The organism is Candidatus Thermoplasmatota archaeon (assembly GCA_035540375.1).
Lineage (GTDB): Archaea > Thermoplasmatota > SW-10-69-26 > JACQPN01 > JAJPHT01 > DATLGO01.
On the sequence record DATLGO010000024.1, the window covers coordinates 1 to 19,206 of the forward strand.

Genomic DNA, 19,206 nt, shown 5'->3' on the forward strand with positions numbered 1-19,206 from the left:
GCCCCGCCGACGTCGGTCCGCTCGCGCGCGTCGTCGAGGAGACTCCTTACGCGACGCCGTCGGCGCTCTCCGAGGCGACGCCCGAATGGGCCGACGCGGACGCGCTCGAGGCCTGGGGCTTCCGCGCCGCGCTCGCCCGCACCCTCGAGGAGCGGCCCGACGGACCCCTCCTCAATCACGTCGTCTACGTTTTCAACACGTCCGCGGGCGCGGCCGGCGCCTTCGAGGCGCTCGACGGCCTGTTCCGGGCCGACCCCTGGAAGCCGGTCTCCGGCGGGCCCCCGATCGGCGACGCCTCGGCGATCTACCGGCTCGACACGCGCGGGGGGTCCGGCTTCGTCCTCGTCCTGCGCGAGGCGTCCGTCGTCGCGCAGGCGCTTGCGGTGGGGGAGACGATGACCGAGGCGCGGCTCGTCGCCTGGGGAAAGACCCTCTCGAGCCGCGCTCAGTAACTTCACGGTAGGACCAAATATAGATATACTCGAAAAGTGTCCTCGGCGCCGGTAGGGAGGCGGCCGCAGCGGTCCAGCTGCCGGAGGCCCCCCTGCATTCCCGTTCGACGGGGGGGCCTCGACATGGCGGCACGTTCCGGCAAGCTCAGCGCGCTCGTTCTCGTGACCATCCTCCTTCTTCCCGCGCTCGCGGTCTCCGTCGCCGCGGGCGCTCCCTCCTCCCCCCCGCAGGCGCCGCCGCCGGCCGCGCCGCACCGGGCCTTCGTGGCCCCGAGCCTCCAGGCGCTCGCCAAGCGGGCCGACGCGAAGGACCTCCTTCCCGTCACCATCGTGCTCTCGAAGCCCCTCGAGACGCCCGACGCGGAGGACCGCGCCGAAGCCGCCCGCGCGCGCGCCGCCTCCGCCGAATCCTCCCAGTCCTCGATCCTCGCCTTCCTCGACCGCGAAGCCGCGCGCGGTCGCGCCGCCGACGTGTCGAGCCTCTGGACCGTGAACGCGGTCTCCGCCAAGGTCACGCCCGCCGTCCTCAAGCTCCTCGAGCGGCGCAGCGACGTCGAGGCCGTCTGGAAGTCCGGCGAGGCGCGCGTGAGCCTTCAAGGCCACAACCCCCTGCGCGCCGAGATCATCCGCCACCTGTCCGAGGATCTCCGGTCGCCGAAGCTCGGCGCCGAGGACCACGCCCGCCTCGCGGCCCTCTACCGCTCGACGCCGCCCGCCGTCCGGCCGGTGGATGACCTCGACCCCGACTGGGCCCAGGAATGGATCGGCGCCGACCTCCTCATGAAGCGCGCCGCGACGGGCGCGGGCACGACCCTCGCCGTGCTCGACTCCGGCGCGTGGGGCGGCAACCCCGAGCTCGACCACGCGATCGTGGACTTCATCGACTTCACGCGCCGCTCGGCGGACCGCGCCACCGGGTCGTGGGCCTACCACGCGCACCCCGCCGCCGGGTTCTCGAGCCTCCGCTTCACGGCGGACCTCACGGCCGCCACGGTGGCCTCGCTCTCGTTCAGGTCCTTCCACGACCTCCCGACCTGCTACTACTCGCCCGGCAGCCCGTACGAGCATTACTGCGAGCACGCCAAGGTCGTCGTCCGCAACGAGGAGACGGGCGGAGAGGAGCGCCTCGCGTTCATCCGCGACCGCGCCGACGGCCCCTCGACCTTCACGGTCGACCTCACGCCGTGGGCGGGACGCTCGATCGTCCTCGAATTCATCCTCCGGGGGGCAGCGTGGAACACGCACTCCGACGGCTGGTTCGTGGACGACGTCACGCTCGTCCTCGACGGGGCCGCGGCGTGGGTCGACGACGCCGAGTCGGCTGCGGGCCGCGCCAGCGCGAGCGGAGGCTGGAAGCGCTGGGCCCGCGCCACGTACGACACGCCCATGTTCGCGGCGGGCAACGGCCGCGAGCCGGCCGTGGCGACGTCGCCGAATTTCGACCTCGCGTCGGCCACGGGGCCCTTCGCGATCAACGTCACGTGGTTCAAGGATTCCCCGGGCTCGGTGCCCGTCTACCTCTGGGCCTCGAGCGACCTCGGCGCCAACTGGACCTTCATCCACGAGTTCCGCGACATGACCCGCGAGAACCTGGCTTCGCAGGTCATCCCGGTCCCGGCCGCGCTCGCGGGCGCCGCGTCCCTCCAGCTCGCCTTCGCGAGCACGCACGGCTTCGGGTCCGGCACGCCCGGCGCGCCGCCCCGAAACTGGGCCTCGGACATTCCCGAGCACCGGGGCTTCGCGCTCGCGCGCGTCGCCCTTGACGGCCTTGCCGGCTCGGCGACGACCACGTTCGGGGACTGGACGGGCGAGGGCGGCTTCGCGCTCCGCCCGCTGTCCTCGATCGCCTACGACGACGCCGGCCACGGCACGGCGGTCGCGGGCGTCATCGCGGCGGACGGATCCCAACGGTGGCACCGCGGAATCGCCCCGGAGGCGGACCTCGTCATCATGAAGGTCTTCAACCGCGAAGGCTGGGCGAGCGAGCGCGACCTCCTCGACGCCTACGCGGCCGTCGCCGCGCGCGACGGCGTGGACATCCTCTCCTACTCGGGCGGCTCGTTCGAGACGACCTACGTCTCGACCTGGTCCGAGCTCGACGACGGGTACGCGTTCCCCGCGCGCTTCGACTTCGAGGTCGGCGGAAGCCCGAGCCACCCCGCCTCCTACATCCTCGGCTACGTCGAGATGGCGGGGTGGGACGGGTCGGACGCGTGGGACTACGAGGATCCCCACCCGCTCATCGCCCGCTTCATCGATCCTTCGGGATCCTCCTACCAGGGCGTGCCGGTGGACTGGGTCCTCATGCCCGAGGAGGGAACCTACGACGACGAGCGCGTCTGGTTCCACAAGCTCACGGCCGACGCTCCGCTCCCGTCGGGCACGTGGAGCCTCGTCGCGGAGCTCGACCCCGCGACCCACCCCGCGAAGCGGTCGGGCGACGGCGCGCTCTGGATCGGCAACGCGACCGCGCCCGGCTCCCCTTGGGAGGAGACCTCGCGCCTCACGCGCACGTTCGACTTCGCAGGCCTCGAAACCGTGACGCTCTCGTTCTGGACGCGCTACAGCTCCGCCCTCGGATCCAGCTGCGGGCGCGTCGTCGTCGAGGAGATCGGCGGACCGCTCGCGCGCGACACGCTCCACCCGGACTTCGACCCGGTCTACCACTGCGACGAGACGTGGTACAACGCCACGTCCCGACAGTACGAGTGGACGAACTGGTACCAGGGCTGGAGCGGCGACGGATGGCGCGAGGTCGTTCTGAACCTCACGGCCTTCGCCGGACGCGCGGTCAACGTGACGTTCGAGTGGAACTACGCAAGCTGGTCGCCCGCCGAGGGCTGGTTCATCGACGACCTCGCCGTCCCCGAGCTCGGCTACGAGACCGGCTTCGACGTCGACCTCGGAGACTGGATCGCGGTGGACCCGACCGCCGAGTCGCAGTGGCGCGTCGTCTCGGAGAACCCCTTCCGACCCGCCATGTACGCGGCCGTCGCGGTCGGCTATCCTGACGACGGGTCCTCGCCGCAGTCGCGGGCCATCGACGCGGTCGCGGAGAGCGGCATCCTTCCCGTCGTCGCGGCCGGCAACGACGGCGGCGGGAGCGAATGCGACCTGCTCTGGGACGAGGACTGCCCCGGCCTCGGCCTGCGCACGATCAACACGCCGGCGGCGGCGCGCCGCGCCTACGCCGTCGGCGCGAGCGCCCGCGAGCACGACCGCGTCGCGTCCTTCTCGAGCCTGGGCCCGGTCGGCTTCGGCGACGCCGCCTACGTGAAGCCGGACGTCGTCGCTCCCGGCGTCGAGGTCCGCACGCTCTACAACTGGGGCGGAGCGTCCACGCAGACCGGAACCTCCTTCGCGGCGCCCCAGGCGGCGGCGCTCGCGGCCCTCATCCTCGAGGCCGATCCCGCGCGCCGCGCCGGCCTGCCCGGCTCGGTGACCTCGCTCATGAACGCGACCGCCGTGGACATCGGGGTGCCCGGCTACGACGCCGAGACCGGCTGGGGCCGCATCGACGCCTTCGGCGCGGTCAACCTCACCGGCCGCCTGCCGCCGCTTCTCGGCGGCGACGCCCCGACGCGCAGCCTCGGTCACGAGCTCTACGCGGGCACGATCGGGTGGCCGACGTACTCGGCCGGTGCCACGCGCTACGAACCGCGCGACGACCAGCCGATGGCGATCATGGACCGCGGACACAACGACAGCGCGATCCTCGACCTGCGCGCCGCGCACATCGCCGCCGCCGACGCGACGGGGGCGACGGCCGTCCTCGAGTTCCACCTGGACCGCGCCTCGCCCGGCACGAGCGTCGTTCTCTACATCGACCTCGACCAGGACGCCGCCACGGGCGAGCGCGGCGCGGACACGCGGCTGCGGTTCGACTTCGCCGCCGACGGGTCCGTCGCGAACCTTGCCCTCGACCGGTGGAACGCGGGCGGATGGACCGACACGCTCGTGGCGCTCGAAGCCGTCACGACGCAGGCGAAGCCGCTCGTCCTCCTCGTCCGCAACCTCGACGACAGCCCGATCGCCGCGTCGGACCTCGGGGCGCCCGAAGGCCTCAGGACCTTCCGCGCCTGGCTCGAAGCCACGCGCGACGGCGCGATCGTGGACCGGGCCCCCGATGCGGGCTACGGCCTCTACCCGACGCACCACCGCGCGATCCTCGCCTCCGCGTTCTCCTGGAACCAGACGGCCCGCGCGCCTCAGGCGGGCGAGCCGATCGCCTTCCGGTGGGAAGCCCTCCGCGCGATCGACTGCGCCACGTGCGCGCCCGTCGTGCTCGCCCAGACGGTCGTCGCGACGGATGCTTCCGGTCGCGCCGAGGTCTCCTTCGAGATGACGGCGAACCGGACCTACGAAACGCATCGCCTCGTGATCGAGGACACGCACGGGAACCGGGCCGTCCAGGCCTTCACGCCGGGCCACCGCGTGCCGCCCGTCCCGACCCCGGACCCGTCCTCGCCGACGCCCGGCTGGCGCCTCGGGTCCCATGCGGATTACTCCACCGCTCCCGGCTACTACTACGTCGATCGGACGGGCAGCCTCAACCTTTCGTGGGTCGTGATGGACCGCATGACGGGCGCGCCCTACGCGGGGAACGCCACGATCCGCATCCGCAACGAATGGTACTGCCCGTACTGGTACTGCTGGTGGTACGGCGGCGTCAGCCACCGGACGATCGTCTCGGAGCCGCTCACCGCCGTTGGCGGCGTCTTCTCGTGGAGCGTCCCCTACGCCTCGCTTCCCCAGCCGTCGGCCTCGAACCCCTACGACGCCTGGACGCTCCACGTCGACCTCGCGCCGGCGGAGGGCCCCGCCGTTTCCCTGCCGGGCGGCTACGCCTACCTCGCGTGGGAGGACGACACCTCGGTGGAAATTCGGCCCTATCTCACGTCGGCCGCCCCCGGCGACACCGTGGACCTCGTGACGATCCTCGCATCGCAATCCTTCAGCGGCCTCCTGACGCCCCACGGCGGCCCCATCAACGTGACCGTCTCGTGGGTGACCGAGCGCGACGCGGCCGCCCTTCTCGCGATCGCGCCGCAGGATCTCGCCGCGGGGCTCGCGCGCGCCCTCGCGGCCCCGAACGCGGAGGACGCCCGGCGGGCGCTCTCGCGCGAGGACGTCCAGCGGCTCATCGCCTTCCAGCGCGACGGGCCCCTCGGATTCCGCAACTTCGAGACCCGGGCGTCGTACACGATCCCCGCAACCGGCATCGGCTCGTTCCCCGTCGTCGTCCCCGAGGGCCGCGTGCTCTACGGGTGGGTCACGGTGGAAGACGTCTCCCGCTGCTCCGGCGGGTACTATGGCTACTGCCCGTCGGACGGCGCCCTCATCGTCGTGCCTTCGATCCTCGCCCGATCCGGCCCCCACCGGCCCCCCGTCTCCGAGGGCGGCGGGGGCGATCCCGAGATCGACACCTGGATCCAATGGGGCCACGACGCCAGGACGCTCGTCTCGGCCGAGACCGCGACGCTCCACATCTCCGCCTACGATGACGGCCCCATGGCGGACCTCGACCTGTGGATCTACACCGCGCACGGCGGCATCCAGCAGACGCGGACCGACATGTCCGGAACCGCCGTCGTGACGATTCCCGCCCGCGCGGTCAACCTCACGAAGGCCAACTTCCACGACCGATACCTCGATGCCTGGGTCGTTTCCACCGCGATCGACCCGTCGAACGGCCATGCGCTCGCGGACCACGCGGGAACCCTCCAATGGGCCGGTTTCTGGGACTGGGTCTACTTCGGCAGCCCGCCGCAGACGTCCTCGCCCGCGAGCTCGACCTCGATCGACATCCTCGGAGGCTTCGTCGGGAACGAGCTTCGCGCCACCGTCCGATGGCTCGATGCGAACGGCGCCCCCGCCACGGGGGTCGCGTCCGCGATCCAGGCCTACAAGTCGCTCTATGGCCCCGGCTACGCGCACCGCGGCATCCTCCACAACGAGCACGCGTCGCCGCCCACGGGCGAGTGGCCCGTCACCTTGGAGGCGTCCGAATTCGGCGAATACACCGTCGCCGTGCTGAGCGCGCCCACCATCCCCTCGCACGTGACGCGCACGTTCCACCGCGCGCCCTTCGAGGTGTCGCTTCCGGCGCTCGAGAGCCGCTACCCGGCGCACGCGACGATCCCCCTGCCTATCGTGGTGACGAGGGCAGACGGCGCCCCGGTCGTGGGCGCCGAGGTCTGGGCGTTCCTCGATGTCGAAACGTGGTGCTGGCCCGACATGGGCGAGGACGGCATGGACGCCCTTGCGACGGGAGGCCGTCCGGCCGGCCACAACTGCGTCGACGACGCCGACCGCGCCTACTTCCGCGCAGTTCGCGGCGTCACCGACGAGAACGGCGCCGCGACCCTCGAGGTCAAGGCGCCCCACCGCGGCGGCCTGTACGTCGACCTCGAGATGTGGGTGACCGACGGCGAGCAGCTCGCGAACGTCCTCGTCTGGACCTTCTGGACGCAGACCGGCGCCACCCTCCCGAACCTCGAAGTGTCGCTGAGGGCCCTTCCCACGGTCCTCGCGGTCGGGCAGCAGACCGTCTTCGAGGCCGTCGTCCGCAACACCGGCTCCGCGGCGAGCCCTGCGACGACGCTCCGGCTCGAGCGCGACGGGATCGTCCTGCGCGACGTTGCGATCCCCGCCCTCTCGGGCGGCGCGAACGCCGTCGTCCCCCTCGTCTGGGGTTCGAACGACACCGGCGCCTTCGCGCTGCGCGTCGCCGTCGACCCCCTCGGCGAGGTCGCCGAAGCGAGCGAGGCGGACAACCAGGCGACCACGATTGTCCGCGTGACCCGGCCCAACCTGGTCGCGACGCCCGTCGTCGTTCCGCCTCCGCGCGCGCTCGTCGGCGGCGTCGAGCACGTGAATCTCGGCACGCCGTACGCGCTCAGCGCGACGATCCGCAACCTCGGCGAGATTCCCACCCCCGCCTCGACGCACCGGATCCTCGCGGGGGCGACGGTGCTCGCGACGGCGACCGACCCCGGCCTCGCGCCGGGCGACGCGTTCGAGATCGCGGTCCTGTGGACGCCCTCCGCGCTCGGTCCGGTCGACCTCACCGTGGTCGCGGACGTCCTCGGCTCGATCGCCGAGACGAACGAGACGGACAACCGCGCGATCCGCCGCGTCGTCGTGGCGGAATCCCCCGACCTCATCGTGCGCGCCGTCCGCGCGCCCGCGGCCGTCCGGGTCAATTCGCCCGCCGAGTTCGAGTTCCGGGTCTCCAACATCGGCGGCCTCACGACGAGCGTTCCCACGACGCTCCGGTTCACGAGCGGCTCGACCGTCGTCGACGTCCCGATCCCCGCGCTCGGGCCCGGCCAGAACGTCTCCGCCGTCGTGACCACGAGCTTCGGAGCCCCGGGCTTCGCCTCCTGGTCGGTCGTCGCCGACGCCCTCGGCGAAGTCGCCGAGTTCAGCGAGACGAACAACGGAGCGGCGGGATCGACCGCCATCCGGTTCGTGAATCTCGTCGTGTCGCTGCTTGCTCCCGACGAAGTGTGGCTCGGGGCCGAGACGCGCCTCAAGGCCACGGTCGTGAACGAGGGGACGTGGACCTCGACCGCCACCACCCTCGACATCACCGACGCGCTCCTTCCCGGCGGCACCGCGCTCTCCCCCGCCGCGACCGCGATCCCGATCCCGGCGCTTTCGCCGAACCGCGGACACACGGTCGACATCCCCGCGTGGTCGACGCTCATCGCGGGCCTCCACCGGCTCGAAGCGATCCTCCCCGCGGGCATCGACGACAACGCGGCCGGCAATGCCGCGGCGCGCGACGTCGTCGCCGAGGCGGCCTACGTCCGGGATCTGTGCGCCTTCTACCAGGATCCCGTCCGCCCCGCAGGGGTCGAGGCCTTCGTCACCTTCCGCACGAACGTGCGCGGCTCGGCGACCATCACGGCCGTCGGCGCGGGCGCGCTCGGCGCGACGCCGGTGACGCTCACGCGGACCGCCACGCAGGGCTGGAACCACGTCTCCGTCGCGGTGCCCTCCACCACGGTGGGCGCAGCCGTCTTGACGATCACCGTCGCGGTGCCCGGCGCTTCCGCGACCGTCGTCTCGGGCGAGCCCATCGACGGCTGCCCGATGCCGGCGCTCTCGGTGCGGGCGAAGCCGGTCATCGTGAAGGACACGAACCACACCGTCGCCGACGTCTCCCCGACGCCCGTCACGAAGCGGGTCGACGTCTGGACGTTCGACATTGCGACCCTCGAGCAGGAGTTCGTCATCGACGTCAAGGCCGGCGCCCAGGGACGCATCCTCTCGGGCCTCGAGTACCTGCGATTCTATCCGAACTCCTGCGTCGAGCAGACGACAAGCCCCATGCTCGCCGCGCTCCACGTCATCGAGTACTACAAGGCGCGCGGCGTCTACGACGAGCTGGGCAACGACTCCAAGGCGAGCTTCGACTCGGCCGTCCGCGCCGGCGTCGGCATCCTCACCTCGGGCCACAACAAGCAGAAGCCGAGCGGCGGCTGGGCCATGTACGGATCCTACAGCGAGGCCGCGAACTTCTACTCGGCGTTCGCGACGCACGGGCTCCTCACGGTGCGCGAGGACCCGACGTACCGCGACCTCGTCGACGGCTCGGGCGTCAACTACACGCGGATCCCGGGCTTCTTCGCCTCGACGCAGAAGGCGGACGGAGCGTTCGGGGAAGGATCCTTCACGTGGTACCTGAGGAGCGAAATCGCCCTCACCGCGCTCATCCTGAAGGACCTCTCCCTCCTGAGGCCCCTCATCGCCGACGAGGCGACGCGCGCGACGCTCGACCGCGTCGCCCTCAACGCCACGCGCTACCTCCTGTCGATGAAGAGCGGCGGCGCCTGGCCGGACTACCCCGGCATGAACGGGAACCCGTTCTCGACCGCCTCCGCGATCTGGGGCCTGCAGACCGCGCTCGACGCGGGGATCCTCCCCTCGACCAACGCGTCGCAGGCCCGAGCGGCGGTCGCCGACGGCGTCGCCTACCTCGAAGGAATCCAGCGCACGGGCGGCGGATGGACGCGCGATACGGACAACGCCAACTACTACACGAGCTTCCTCGAGTCGGCGCTGCACGCCGAGACGACGGCCATCGTCGTTCTCGCGCTGAACGCCACCGGCCTCGGCCTCGAGAACGCGGCGGTGACGCGGGGCGTGAACTACCTCTACAACGTCTACCGCGATGGCGGCAGCTTCGGCAACACGCGGACGACGCAGGCCGCGGTCCACGCGCTCGCGCTCCTGCAGCGCGTCCAGACCATCGCGGCGAGCGTCGAGGTGTACGTCGACGGGACGAAGGTCGCGCTCGTGAACCTCACGACGAACGCGCCCGACTGCCAGTTCAAGTTCGACGCCTCGGGCATCCCGCGCTCGCTGACGCCCGCCTGTGACATCACGTTCACGGGAGGCACCATGGCAGGGCTCCTCGCGCGCACGCGGCACAACGTCACGTTCACCGTGCTCTCGAGCTCGGTCCCGACCCTGCTTGCGGCGTACAACCGCCAGCACGGCGACTACGACGAGGCGATGGCGACGGTGCCGGCGCGCTACATCGACCCGATCGCGACGACGTTCTTCCTCGACCTCGCGTGGCCCGCGGAGTCGATCCAGAACGAGGCGACGACGATCACCGCGAGCTTCCGCAACGACGAGCCGCTCTCGATCTTCAGCCCCGCGATCGCGGTCCCGCTCGGGTCGACGCTCGCCGCGGCGAACACCGTCTCCGACCCCCCGACCATGCGGTTCGCGGACGGCACGGAGACCGCGCTCGAGTTCGAGGTCGTGAACGGCATCCTCTACCTGCTCCCGCAATACGTGCCGGAGGCCTCGACCACGACGTTCCGGTTCAAGGTCCGCCCGCTCGTCGCGGGCGCGGTCGGCATCACCGCGACGGGCTACCCGCTCTACAACGACCAGCTCATGGCGGTCGCCTCCGCGACGGGCAACGTGAAGGGCTACGGCGCCCTCCGCGTCGACGTCGTGGACGAGAACGGGCAGCCGTTCGCGGGCGCGACCACGACGCTCGGATCGACCTCGCTCGCGGGCGCGTCCGTGACCTTCACGAACGTGCTCGAGGGCGCGAAGACCCTCGTCGTCACGGCCCCGGGCCGGCTCGCGGTCACGGGCGCGGTCGACGTCGCGCGCGGCGCGACGACGCCGGTCAAGGTGGCGCTCCTCCCCGCGGCGAGCGCGCCTCGGTGGATCTACACGACGGCGGCGAGCGCCGGCACGGCGCCCGTCGACGACGTCACGACGGACGAGACGTACACGCGTCTCGTCCGCGCCGCGGTCTCCGCGACGGGCGGCGTCACCACGGTCGCGTACACGATCCCCGCCGGCCACACGCTGCGCGGCGTCACCTTCGAGGCCGCGCCCGTCGCGGCCACGATGACCGGCGGCGTCGCCTACGTGACGCTTGCGGGCGCCCTCGACGGCGACCTCGTGTACGACCTCGAATCGCCCGACCGGATCGCCCCGACGATCACCATCGTCGCCCCGACGCCCGACGCGACGAATGTCGTCGCGACCGCGCCGATCTCCTTGACCTTCGCGGATTTCAAGGGCGTCCACGCCGCCTCGCTCGCCTTCGCGGTGGACGGGGCGAACGTGACCGCGGCCGCGGTCAAGACGGCGCCGGCGGGCCTCCTCGCGGCGGTCGCCTGGACGCCGAACCCCGCGCTCGCCGCGGGATCGCACACCGCGACCGTTTCGGTCGCCGACCTCGCGGGCAACGTCGCGACGCGCACGTGGTCCTTCACGGTGGTCGCGGCCGCCCCCGACGCGGGCGCGCCCCCGGCGACGGGGACGCCCGGCGTGCCGACGGCTCCCGGCACCCGCGCCACGGTGGCGCTCCTTGCGGGCGGGTCGTCGACGACGGCGGCGCTCGACGCGGCGCGCGTGCGCTCCGTCCGCCTCACGGCGGGCGGGTCGGACCTCGCGGACCTTGTCGTGGACGTCGCGCCCCGCGCGACGCTCGCCGAGACGGGCGCCTCGCAGGCGGCGCCCGGGTTCGTGCTGCAGTACCTCGACATCACCGTGACGAGCGGCGGCCGGCCCCTCGCGGCCGGCGCGCTCGAGGGCGCCGCGATCCGCTTCGCGGTTCCGCGCGCATGGATGGAGGCGCAGCGCCTCGCCCCGGCGCACGTGTCGCTCGCCCACTGGACGGGCGGCGCGTGGACGGTCCTCGCGACGACGCTCGTCTCCGAGGACGCGACGACGCTCGTGTTCGAGGCCACGACGAGCGGCTTCTCGCCGTTCGCGATCGTCGGACGCGACGAGATCCGTCCGTCAATCTCGTCCCTGAGACCCAACGACGGCGAGGTCACCTCCTCGACGACCGTGACGGCGTCCTACTCGGACGACAGCGCGATCGACCTTTCGAGCGTCCGCCTGACGCTCGACGGCCAGCCCGTCACCGTGGTCGCGGGCCTGAATTCGCTCACGGCGACGCTCACGGGCCTGACGCAGGGCGCTCACCAGCTCGTCCTCACGGTCGCGGACGTGCACGGCAACGTCGCGACGCGGACGTCGCGGTTCACGTACAGCGTCGCCGCGCCCGCGATCGCGATCGAGTCGCCCGCCCACGGCGCGGTCGTGGAGTCCGGCCGCGTCGCGATCCGCGCCGCCCTCACGGGCCTCGCGGGCGTCACGAACGCGAACGTGCGCGTCACGATCGACGGCAATGCGGTTCCCGCGACCGTGGCGGGCGGCTTCGCGGTCGCCACGATCGACCTCGCGGAGGGCCCGCACCAGCTCGTCGTCACGGCGACGGACCTCGCGGGCCGCACGACGCAGGCGACGAGCGACTTCCGCGTCGACCTCGCGCCGCCGACGCTCGCGCCCGAGTTCCCGACCGGACGGGTCTCGGGTCTCGTCCGGATCCCGACGGGCGCAAGCGACTCGGCCGGCGTGGATCGCGTCGAAGTCTACGTGGACGGCGTTCTCGTGCAGACGATCCGCACGGCCCCGTGGGTCGCGGAGATCGACACGACGGACCTGCCCGACGGCACCCATCTCGTCTCGTTCGTCGTGTACGACCGGGCCAACCGGTCCACGACGCGCTCGAGCGATCTCGACGCCGCGAACGGCGCGGACGAGGTGCTGGGCGAAGGCCGCGGGATCCTCGGGATCCCCGGCCCCGGCGCCGTTGCGTGGCTTGCCGCCCTCGGCGTCGCCGCCGCGCTCCTTGCGACGGCCCGGAGCCCCGCAAGGAAGCGCTGAGCGCGCTCGAAACGTTCAGGTACGACGACCGCCGTCACGACGCGAGTGAGCCTGCTCGAGGTCGTGGCGGCGGTCGAAGGCCTCCTCGTCACGGGTCTCGCCGTCTTCCTGGTGAAGCGCGGCCTCCGCAACCCCGGCACGTGGGTCCTCGGCGGCCTCCTCCTCGCGTTCGGGCTGTTCACGCTCTTCGTGATGGTCCCCCACGTGTTCGACGCCGACCCACCCGGGGGCGCGGTCCTCGCGGCGGTCGTCCTCGGCATCCTCGTCACGTCCCTCCTCTGGGCGTTTCCCGTCGTCTATCCCGACTGGACCCTCAGCGCGCGCAAGCGCTGGTACCTGCTCTGGGCCTTCATCCCCACGGGGGTCGTCGCGGGCCACCTCGTCCTCGCGCGCGATCTCGTGATCGACGCGGGCGGGACGCCGACGCCGTTCATGGGGACCCTCGAGGAAAGCCTCCTCGCGGGCGCGTATCTCGTCGGCACGGTCGTCTTCGGCCGCGCATGGCTCAGGCTCGAGCCCGGCACCTACCGGCGGCAATTCCTCTTCGTGCTCGCGTCGTTCATGCTCTGGAACGTCAACGACGGGACATACGTGCTCGTCGGAACGCTCCGCCCCTCGCTCGTGGGCGGCCGCCCGTTCCCTGAAATCGTCATCCTCCTGAACGTTCTCCAGCTGCTCGTCGCGGTCGCGCTCGCGGGCCTCGTCGCCTACCGGGCCGCGCGACGCGCCGGGGAGACCGGCGCCGACGACCGGCTCCTCGTCCTCATCGTGGGCCTCGGAACGATCCCGACGGCGCTCCAGTTCCTCGGGTCCACGATCCACTTCCTCTGGGATGGGCTCATCACGGTCATCCTGTTCTACGGCGTCGCGAAGTACCGCATCCTCGACCTCGACCTCAAGGTCAAGATCACGATCCGCCGCGGCGCGCTCGGCGGCGCGGCGGGCGCCATCATGCTCATCGTGCAGCAGGCCGTCGAGCAGTACGCGGGAAGCGAGTTCGGCGAGTCCGGCATCCTCGTCGGCGCCGCCGTCGCGGGCATCGCGCTCTTCGCGCTGACACCGCTCCAGCGATTCGCCGAGAAGCTCGGAGACAAGGCGATGCCGCAGGTCGAGAACACGGACGCCTACTTCACGTACCGCCGCGTCGAGCTGTACCGCGTCGCGCTCGAGGGGATGATGCGCGACGGCCACCTCGACCTCAAGGAGACGCGCGCCCTCGTGGCCCTCCGAGAGGAGCTGCGCATCACGGCCGCGGACCACGACCGGCTCGAGGAGGAGCTGAGGTCGAAGCTCCGGAACCGCGCCGCGGCCGCGACGACGCCGACGCCCGCGTGATCAACGCGCGATCGTCGGCGACGCTTCGCGCGCGGGCTGGGTCTCGACGGGGGGAGCCTCGCGCCCGGCGCGCGCGAGCAGGACGGCGGCCGCCGCGAGGAACGCCCCCCCGGCGGCCCACACGAGCGGATCGCCCGCGGCGGTCCGCGAAAGCATCGCGCCCGCAAAGAGGCCGGCGCCCGCCGCCGCGACGGCGCGGATGAGCGCGGTGCCCGCGAAGAGCGCGGGGGCGTGGCCGCGCGGGGCGAGCCACATCTGGAGGTTGCCGATCGCGAGGTCGACCGCGGCCGTGCCGAGACCGTTCAGCGTGTAGATCGCAAGGACGAGGAGGATCGGGTAGCCCGCGTTCGACGCGACCATCCAGAGCACCGCGGCGGCCGCGAGCGTCCCGGCGCCGACGGCCGCGACGGCGCCGTGGCCCGAAAGCGTCCGGACGAGACCGAGAGGATCGACGAGGCGGGGGCCGAGCGCGAAGCGGCGGCCCGCGACGCGCACCGCAACGCCCGTCGCCGCGGCGCTGCGCGCGCGGTCGCTCAGCCAGCCCAGGACCGGGAACGCGACGAGCGCGACGACCTGGCTCCACGCGACGAGAAGAAGGGTCGTCGACTCGGGGTAGCCGCCCCCGATGAGGAGCATGGCGACGCCGAAGGGGACGAAGAGGTGGAGGCCCGTCGTGAGGGCGATGAAGCCGGGAAGCGCCCGGCGGTAGGCGTGAGCGCTCCGGAAGGCCGAGACGATGTTGCCGGTGGACCCGGGCGCGGGGACGTGCACGCGGGCGGGGATGCGCGAGATGAACACCGCGCCGACGAGGCCCGCGAGGGCGCCCACCGCGAACACGAGGGCGAGGGCGTGCGCGTCCCCCTGACGGTCGCCGAGCCACCACGCGGAGGCGGCGAGCGCGACGAGGCCGGAGAGCGTCATGATGCCGAGACGGAGCGCGTAGAACCGGCCAAGGCGCTCGCGGGGGAGAAGCTCGTTCATCCACACGCCCCACGCGACGCCGCTCGCGTTCGCGAAGAGGCCGGAGACGAGGACAAGGGGCACGAGCGCGAGCGCGGCCACGGACCCGGTGAGGACGTACGGAACGGCGGCGGCGGCAAGGAGCAGGAGACGCGCGGGGAGGACGAGGCCGAGACAGAGGGGCTTCACGCGCCCGGAGCGGCGGATCCAGTGGACGCCCGCGACCTGCGCGGCCTGCGCGAGGGCGGGGAGGGCGACGAGGAGGAGTCCGAGGAGCGTGCCGTCGGCCCCGAGGGCGACGGCGAGGGCGGTGAGGACGGCGCCCCCGGCGAGGACCTCCATGGCGCGCGTCGCGGCGCCGTCCGCGAGGACGGCCCAGTAGGCGCGCTCGGGCGTCTCGGGCCGCGGCCGCGCCGCGTCGCGGGCGCCGGGCATCGGGATCGCGGGGGCTCCGGTGAGGGCCACGCGCCTGCACGCCGCGGGTCCCACTTGGCTTTGTCGACACCCGCGCGGCGCACGGTCCCGGACCCGGTCCCGGACCCGGTCCCGGACCCGGACCCGGCGCCCGGACCCGACGCCCGAACCCGACGCCCGACACCCGGTCCCGGTCCCGCCGCCCGAGACCCGACACCCGGTCCCGGTCCCGACGCCCGAGACCCGACACCCGGTCCCGGTCCCGACGCCCGGTCCCGGTCCCGGACCCGGTCCCGACGCCCGGGCCCGGTCCCGACGCCCGGTCCCGACGCCCGAGACCCGGCGCCCGGCCCCCGGCCTCGTCGCCTCCGGAGCCTTGATGGCGGGTGGCCGCCGTGCGCGGCGTGGCATGGGTCGCCCCCTCGTGATCGTGGAAGGCCTCGCGAAGGCGTTCGCGGGGCGGACGCTCTTCGCGGAGGCGTCGTTCCGCGTCGAAAGCGGCGAGCGCGTCGCGCTCGTCGGGCCGAACGGCTGCGGGAAGTCGACGCTCCTCCACATCGTGGCGGGCCGGGCGACGGCCGACCACGGGTCGGCCCGGCTCGCGCCGCGCACGCCGCTTGCGTTCTTCGCGCAGCACCACGACGGGAAGCCGGGGGAGACGATCGCGGACGTCGTCGCGGCGAGCGTGGAGGCGCCGGCGGAGCTCGTCGCGGAGGCCGCGGCGCTCGAGGCGCGCATGGCGGACCCGAAGCTCTGGGAATCCGGCGAAGGCGACGCGGTCGCGACGCGCTTCGGCGAGGTGCAGCGGGAGATGGCGCGCGCGAAGGCGCTTGCGGCCTCCGCGGCCACCGACTCCGCGCTCTTCGCGGAGCTGGGCTTCACCGAGTCGGATCTCCCGCGCGAGACCGCGACGCTCTCGGGCGGCGAGCGCACGCGCCTGCACCTCGCGCGCGTCCTCGCGCGCTCGGACCCGACGGGCGTCCTCGTGCTCGACGAGCCCACGAACCACCTCGACGTCGAGACGATCGAGTGGCTCGAGGAGCGGCTGCAGACGTGGGAGGGCGCCATCCTCGTGGTCGCGCACGACCGCGCCTTCCTCGACGAGGTGGCGACGCGCGTCCTCGCGTTCGAGCGCGGCACGGTGGAAAGCTACGACGGCAACTACAGCGCCTTCACGCGCGCCCGCGACGAGGACGAGGCGCGCCTCGCGCGCCAGCGCGAGCGCGAGGCGCGCGAGGCCGCGCGGCAGAAGGCCGTGATCGAGCAGTTCCGCCACCAGAAGCGCTTCGACGGGCAGATGGCGAGCCGCCTCGGCCGCCTCGCGAAGTACCGCGCCGCGATCGACCGCACGCCCGACCCCCTCGTCCAGAAGGTGCAGTTCGCGGTCGGCTTCCCGGAGACGTTCAAGTCGTCGAACGAGGTCCTCCGCGCGCGCGGCCTCGGGAAAAAGTACGGCGAGAAGCTGCTCTTCTACGGCCTCGACCTCGACCTCGCGAAGGGCGACCGCGTCGGCCTCGTCGGCGCGAACGGCGCCGGCAAGACCACCCTCCTGCGCATCCTCACCGGCCGCGAGCGGCGCGACCTCGGCACGATCGAGGTCGCGCCCGGCGCAAAGGGCGCCTTCTATGCGCAGGGCCACGAGTCGCTCGACCCGAAGGGCGTCCTGCGGGAGGAGATCCTCTCCGTGCGCCCGGGCGTCGCGGACGAGGACGTGCGCGCGCTGCTCGGCCGCTTCGGCTTCCGCCACGACGGCGACCTCCTGCGCAAGGTCTCGTCCCTTTCCGGCGGCGAGCGTTCGCGCCTCGCGCTCCTCAAGACGATCCTCACGCCGTCGAACCTCCTCATCCTCGACGAGCCCACGAACCACCTCGACCTCGAGTCGCGGCAGGCGCTCGTGGGCGCGCTCAACGCCTACCAAGGCACGCTCCTCGTCGTGAGCCACGACCGGTGGTTCCTCGACTCCGTCGTGGACAAGGTCGCGGTCCTCGCGCGGCGGAGCCTCAAGGTGTTCGTGGGCGACTTCACGGAGGCGCGCACGGCCGCCGCGATGGAGGCGTTCGCGGTCGAGAAGCCCGTCACCTACCACGTGCGGAAGGGCTTCAAGGACTTCGAGACCGGCGCGCGCCACGCGGTCGGCACGACGCTCGCCCTCACGCCGAGCGACCTCGCCGCGAAGCGCCTCTACCGCACGGCGCTCTCGATGGGGTGGATGGCGGCGGAGGAGTGAATCTCAACACCCCGCGCGCGGCGCGCCGCCGCCCGACGACATGAGGAAGCCGCCGCTCGAGACGTGGTCGAACGCGTACCGGACGCCGTCGCGCTCGGCTTCGAGGGGCGCAGGCGTCCACCCGGAGGGGCCTTCGCGCATGGGATCGAAGACGTGCGTGCGCTCCCCGACGCTCACGCGGTAGAGGAGCCACGGCAACTCGTCGTGCGCGGACCACAGGTGGTCGAGGGTCGGGCGATGTTCCGCACCGCGGTCGTGCGTGACCGTCGTTCGGTACAGCATCGCGACGAGGCGGGTCGCGTCGCCCACGGGCCCGATCGGGACGAAGCCGCTCGCGGTCGGGCTCTTCCACGTGAGCATGCGCCCGTGCGGCGGGTCGATGGCGAGGAGGCCCTCGAAGGGCGGCGCGAATTCCTCGTACGTGTACCCGAACGCGCGGTCGCCGCTCGCGGCGTGCCGCCAGAGCGAGACCTTGACCTTCGGCATCGCGAGTGACTCGACGCAGAGCCAGCCCGCGGGGGGCGGGAGGGTGTGGACGTCAAGGAGGGTCGCTTGGCTCTCGCAGGGGATGGGGTCGCCGTTGGGGTAGCGGAAGGCGCATCGGGGGCGGTCGTCGTCGACCTGAATCGCGGAAAGGCATCCGAGCGTGAGCACGACGCCCCCGATGAGTAGTGGTGACGCCCAGCTTCGGTGTGACCTCACAATAGAGTTTCTCCCCGATCGTAGAACAATGATTCACTGTCGAACTCGGTTCCGTCGGAGCACGTGCGGCTGCTGCCGAGTTTGCCCGTTACGTCTCCACCCGCGACTCCGGTGATTGTGAATTTGACCCCAACGGAGACCTCCCAAGCCCAAGTCACCGAACAGCTTGAGGAGGATGACCAACCCCAGGCTCCGCCGTCGACGAGGTATTCACACCACGACGAGCAGGATCCTATCGGGAGGCAAGTCGTCGAGGCGCGATATTTCCAGATTGACGCACTACTGGCCGACGGAGCTGCGGCGCCGAATACCCAGCCGTCGGCACCATTGGCTATATTGTTTGTCTGCATCGCCCAACGGACAAAGACATCGCCAAATGCATTCTTGTAAAACTGATAAGATCCTCCGCCGTTCCCAGACACTTCGGCGGTGACTGGGATCGTTCCAGTGCAACTTAGATCAGCAGGTGCGAGTGACAAACACTCATTGACGTCCATGCTGCCGGAGCAGACGCTAACGGCACAACCTTCCTGCATCGCACAATCCGCGACGCACTCCCCCCGCTCAGTGAGGTCATCAGCTGGGCCGCGAGCACTCGCGATGCAATCCGCACCACTGCCCATCTGGATCGGGTTCGCCGCCACGCCCCCGGCGCCGACGAGACCCAAGACGATCGCGACCACGAGCACCACTCCGAAGCGCCGACGTGCGAGCACACGACCAGAACCCCCCCCCGCACTTAACACTTCTCATGACCCTGTTTTGATCGGGTTCTTGCTTCCCTCACCCGAGGCGGCGCCCGACGAGCTTCGGCCAGCCGTGCTACAAGCAAGAAGGACGCTCAACACCCCGCGCGCGGCGCGCCGCCGCCCGACGACATGAGGAAGCCGCCGCTCG

General features: G+C 72.1%; 6 protein-coding genes. 4 read left to right on the forward strand and 2 right to left on the reverse strand.

The features are described 5' to 3' along the window. The 3 genes from VM889_03020 to VM889_03030 all read left to right on the forward strand — a co-directional run. Positions 1-452 (forward strand): hypothetical protein (locus VM889_03020; protein ID HVL47506.1); only part of this gene is annotated, 452 nt, incomplete at its 5' end. Positions 453-575: 123 nt separating this feature from the next. Further along, complete coding sequence (locus VM889_03025; GenBank protein HVL47507.1) at positions 576-12,671, forward strand: CARDB domain-containing protein; 12,096 nt, start codon at positions 576-578, stop codon at positions 12,669-12,671. A 45-nt stretch (positions 12,672-12,716) separates the two neighbouring features. Next, complete coding sequence (locus VM889_03030; GenBank protein ID HVL47508.1) at positions 12,717-14,006, forward strand: hypothetical protein; 1,290 nt, start codon at positions 12,717-12,719, stop codon at positions 14,004-14,006. Here VM889_03030 and VM889_03035 read toward each other — a convergent pair whose 3' ends face one another. Next, entirely contained in the window at positions 14,007-15,431 is a 1,425-nt protein-coding gene (locus VM889_03035) for an MFS transporter (GenBank protein HVL47509.1), read from the reverse strand. 358 nt (positions 15,432-15,789) lie between these two features. On the opposite strand from VM889_03035, the gene VM889_03040 reads away from it, so the two are divergent. Next, positions 15,790-17,607, forward strand: a complete 1,818-nt coding sequence (locus VM889_03040; protein HVL47510.1) for an ABC-F family ATP-binding cassette domain-containing protein — start codon at positions 15,790-15,792, stop codon at positions 17,605-17,607. A 3-nt stretch (positions 17,608-17,610) separates the two neighbouring features. Here the strand turns inward: VM889_03040 and VM889_03045 are convergent, their stop codons facing one another. Continuing rightward, entirely contained in the window at positions 17,611-18,309 is a 699-nt protein-coding gene (locus tag VM889_03045; protein ID HVL47511.1) for a hypothetical protein, read from the reverse strand. Positions 18,310-19,206 lie beyond the last annotated feature (897 nt).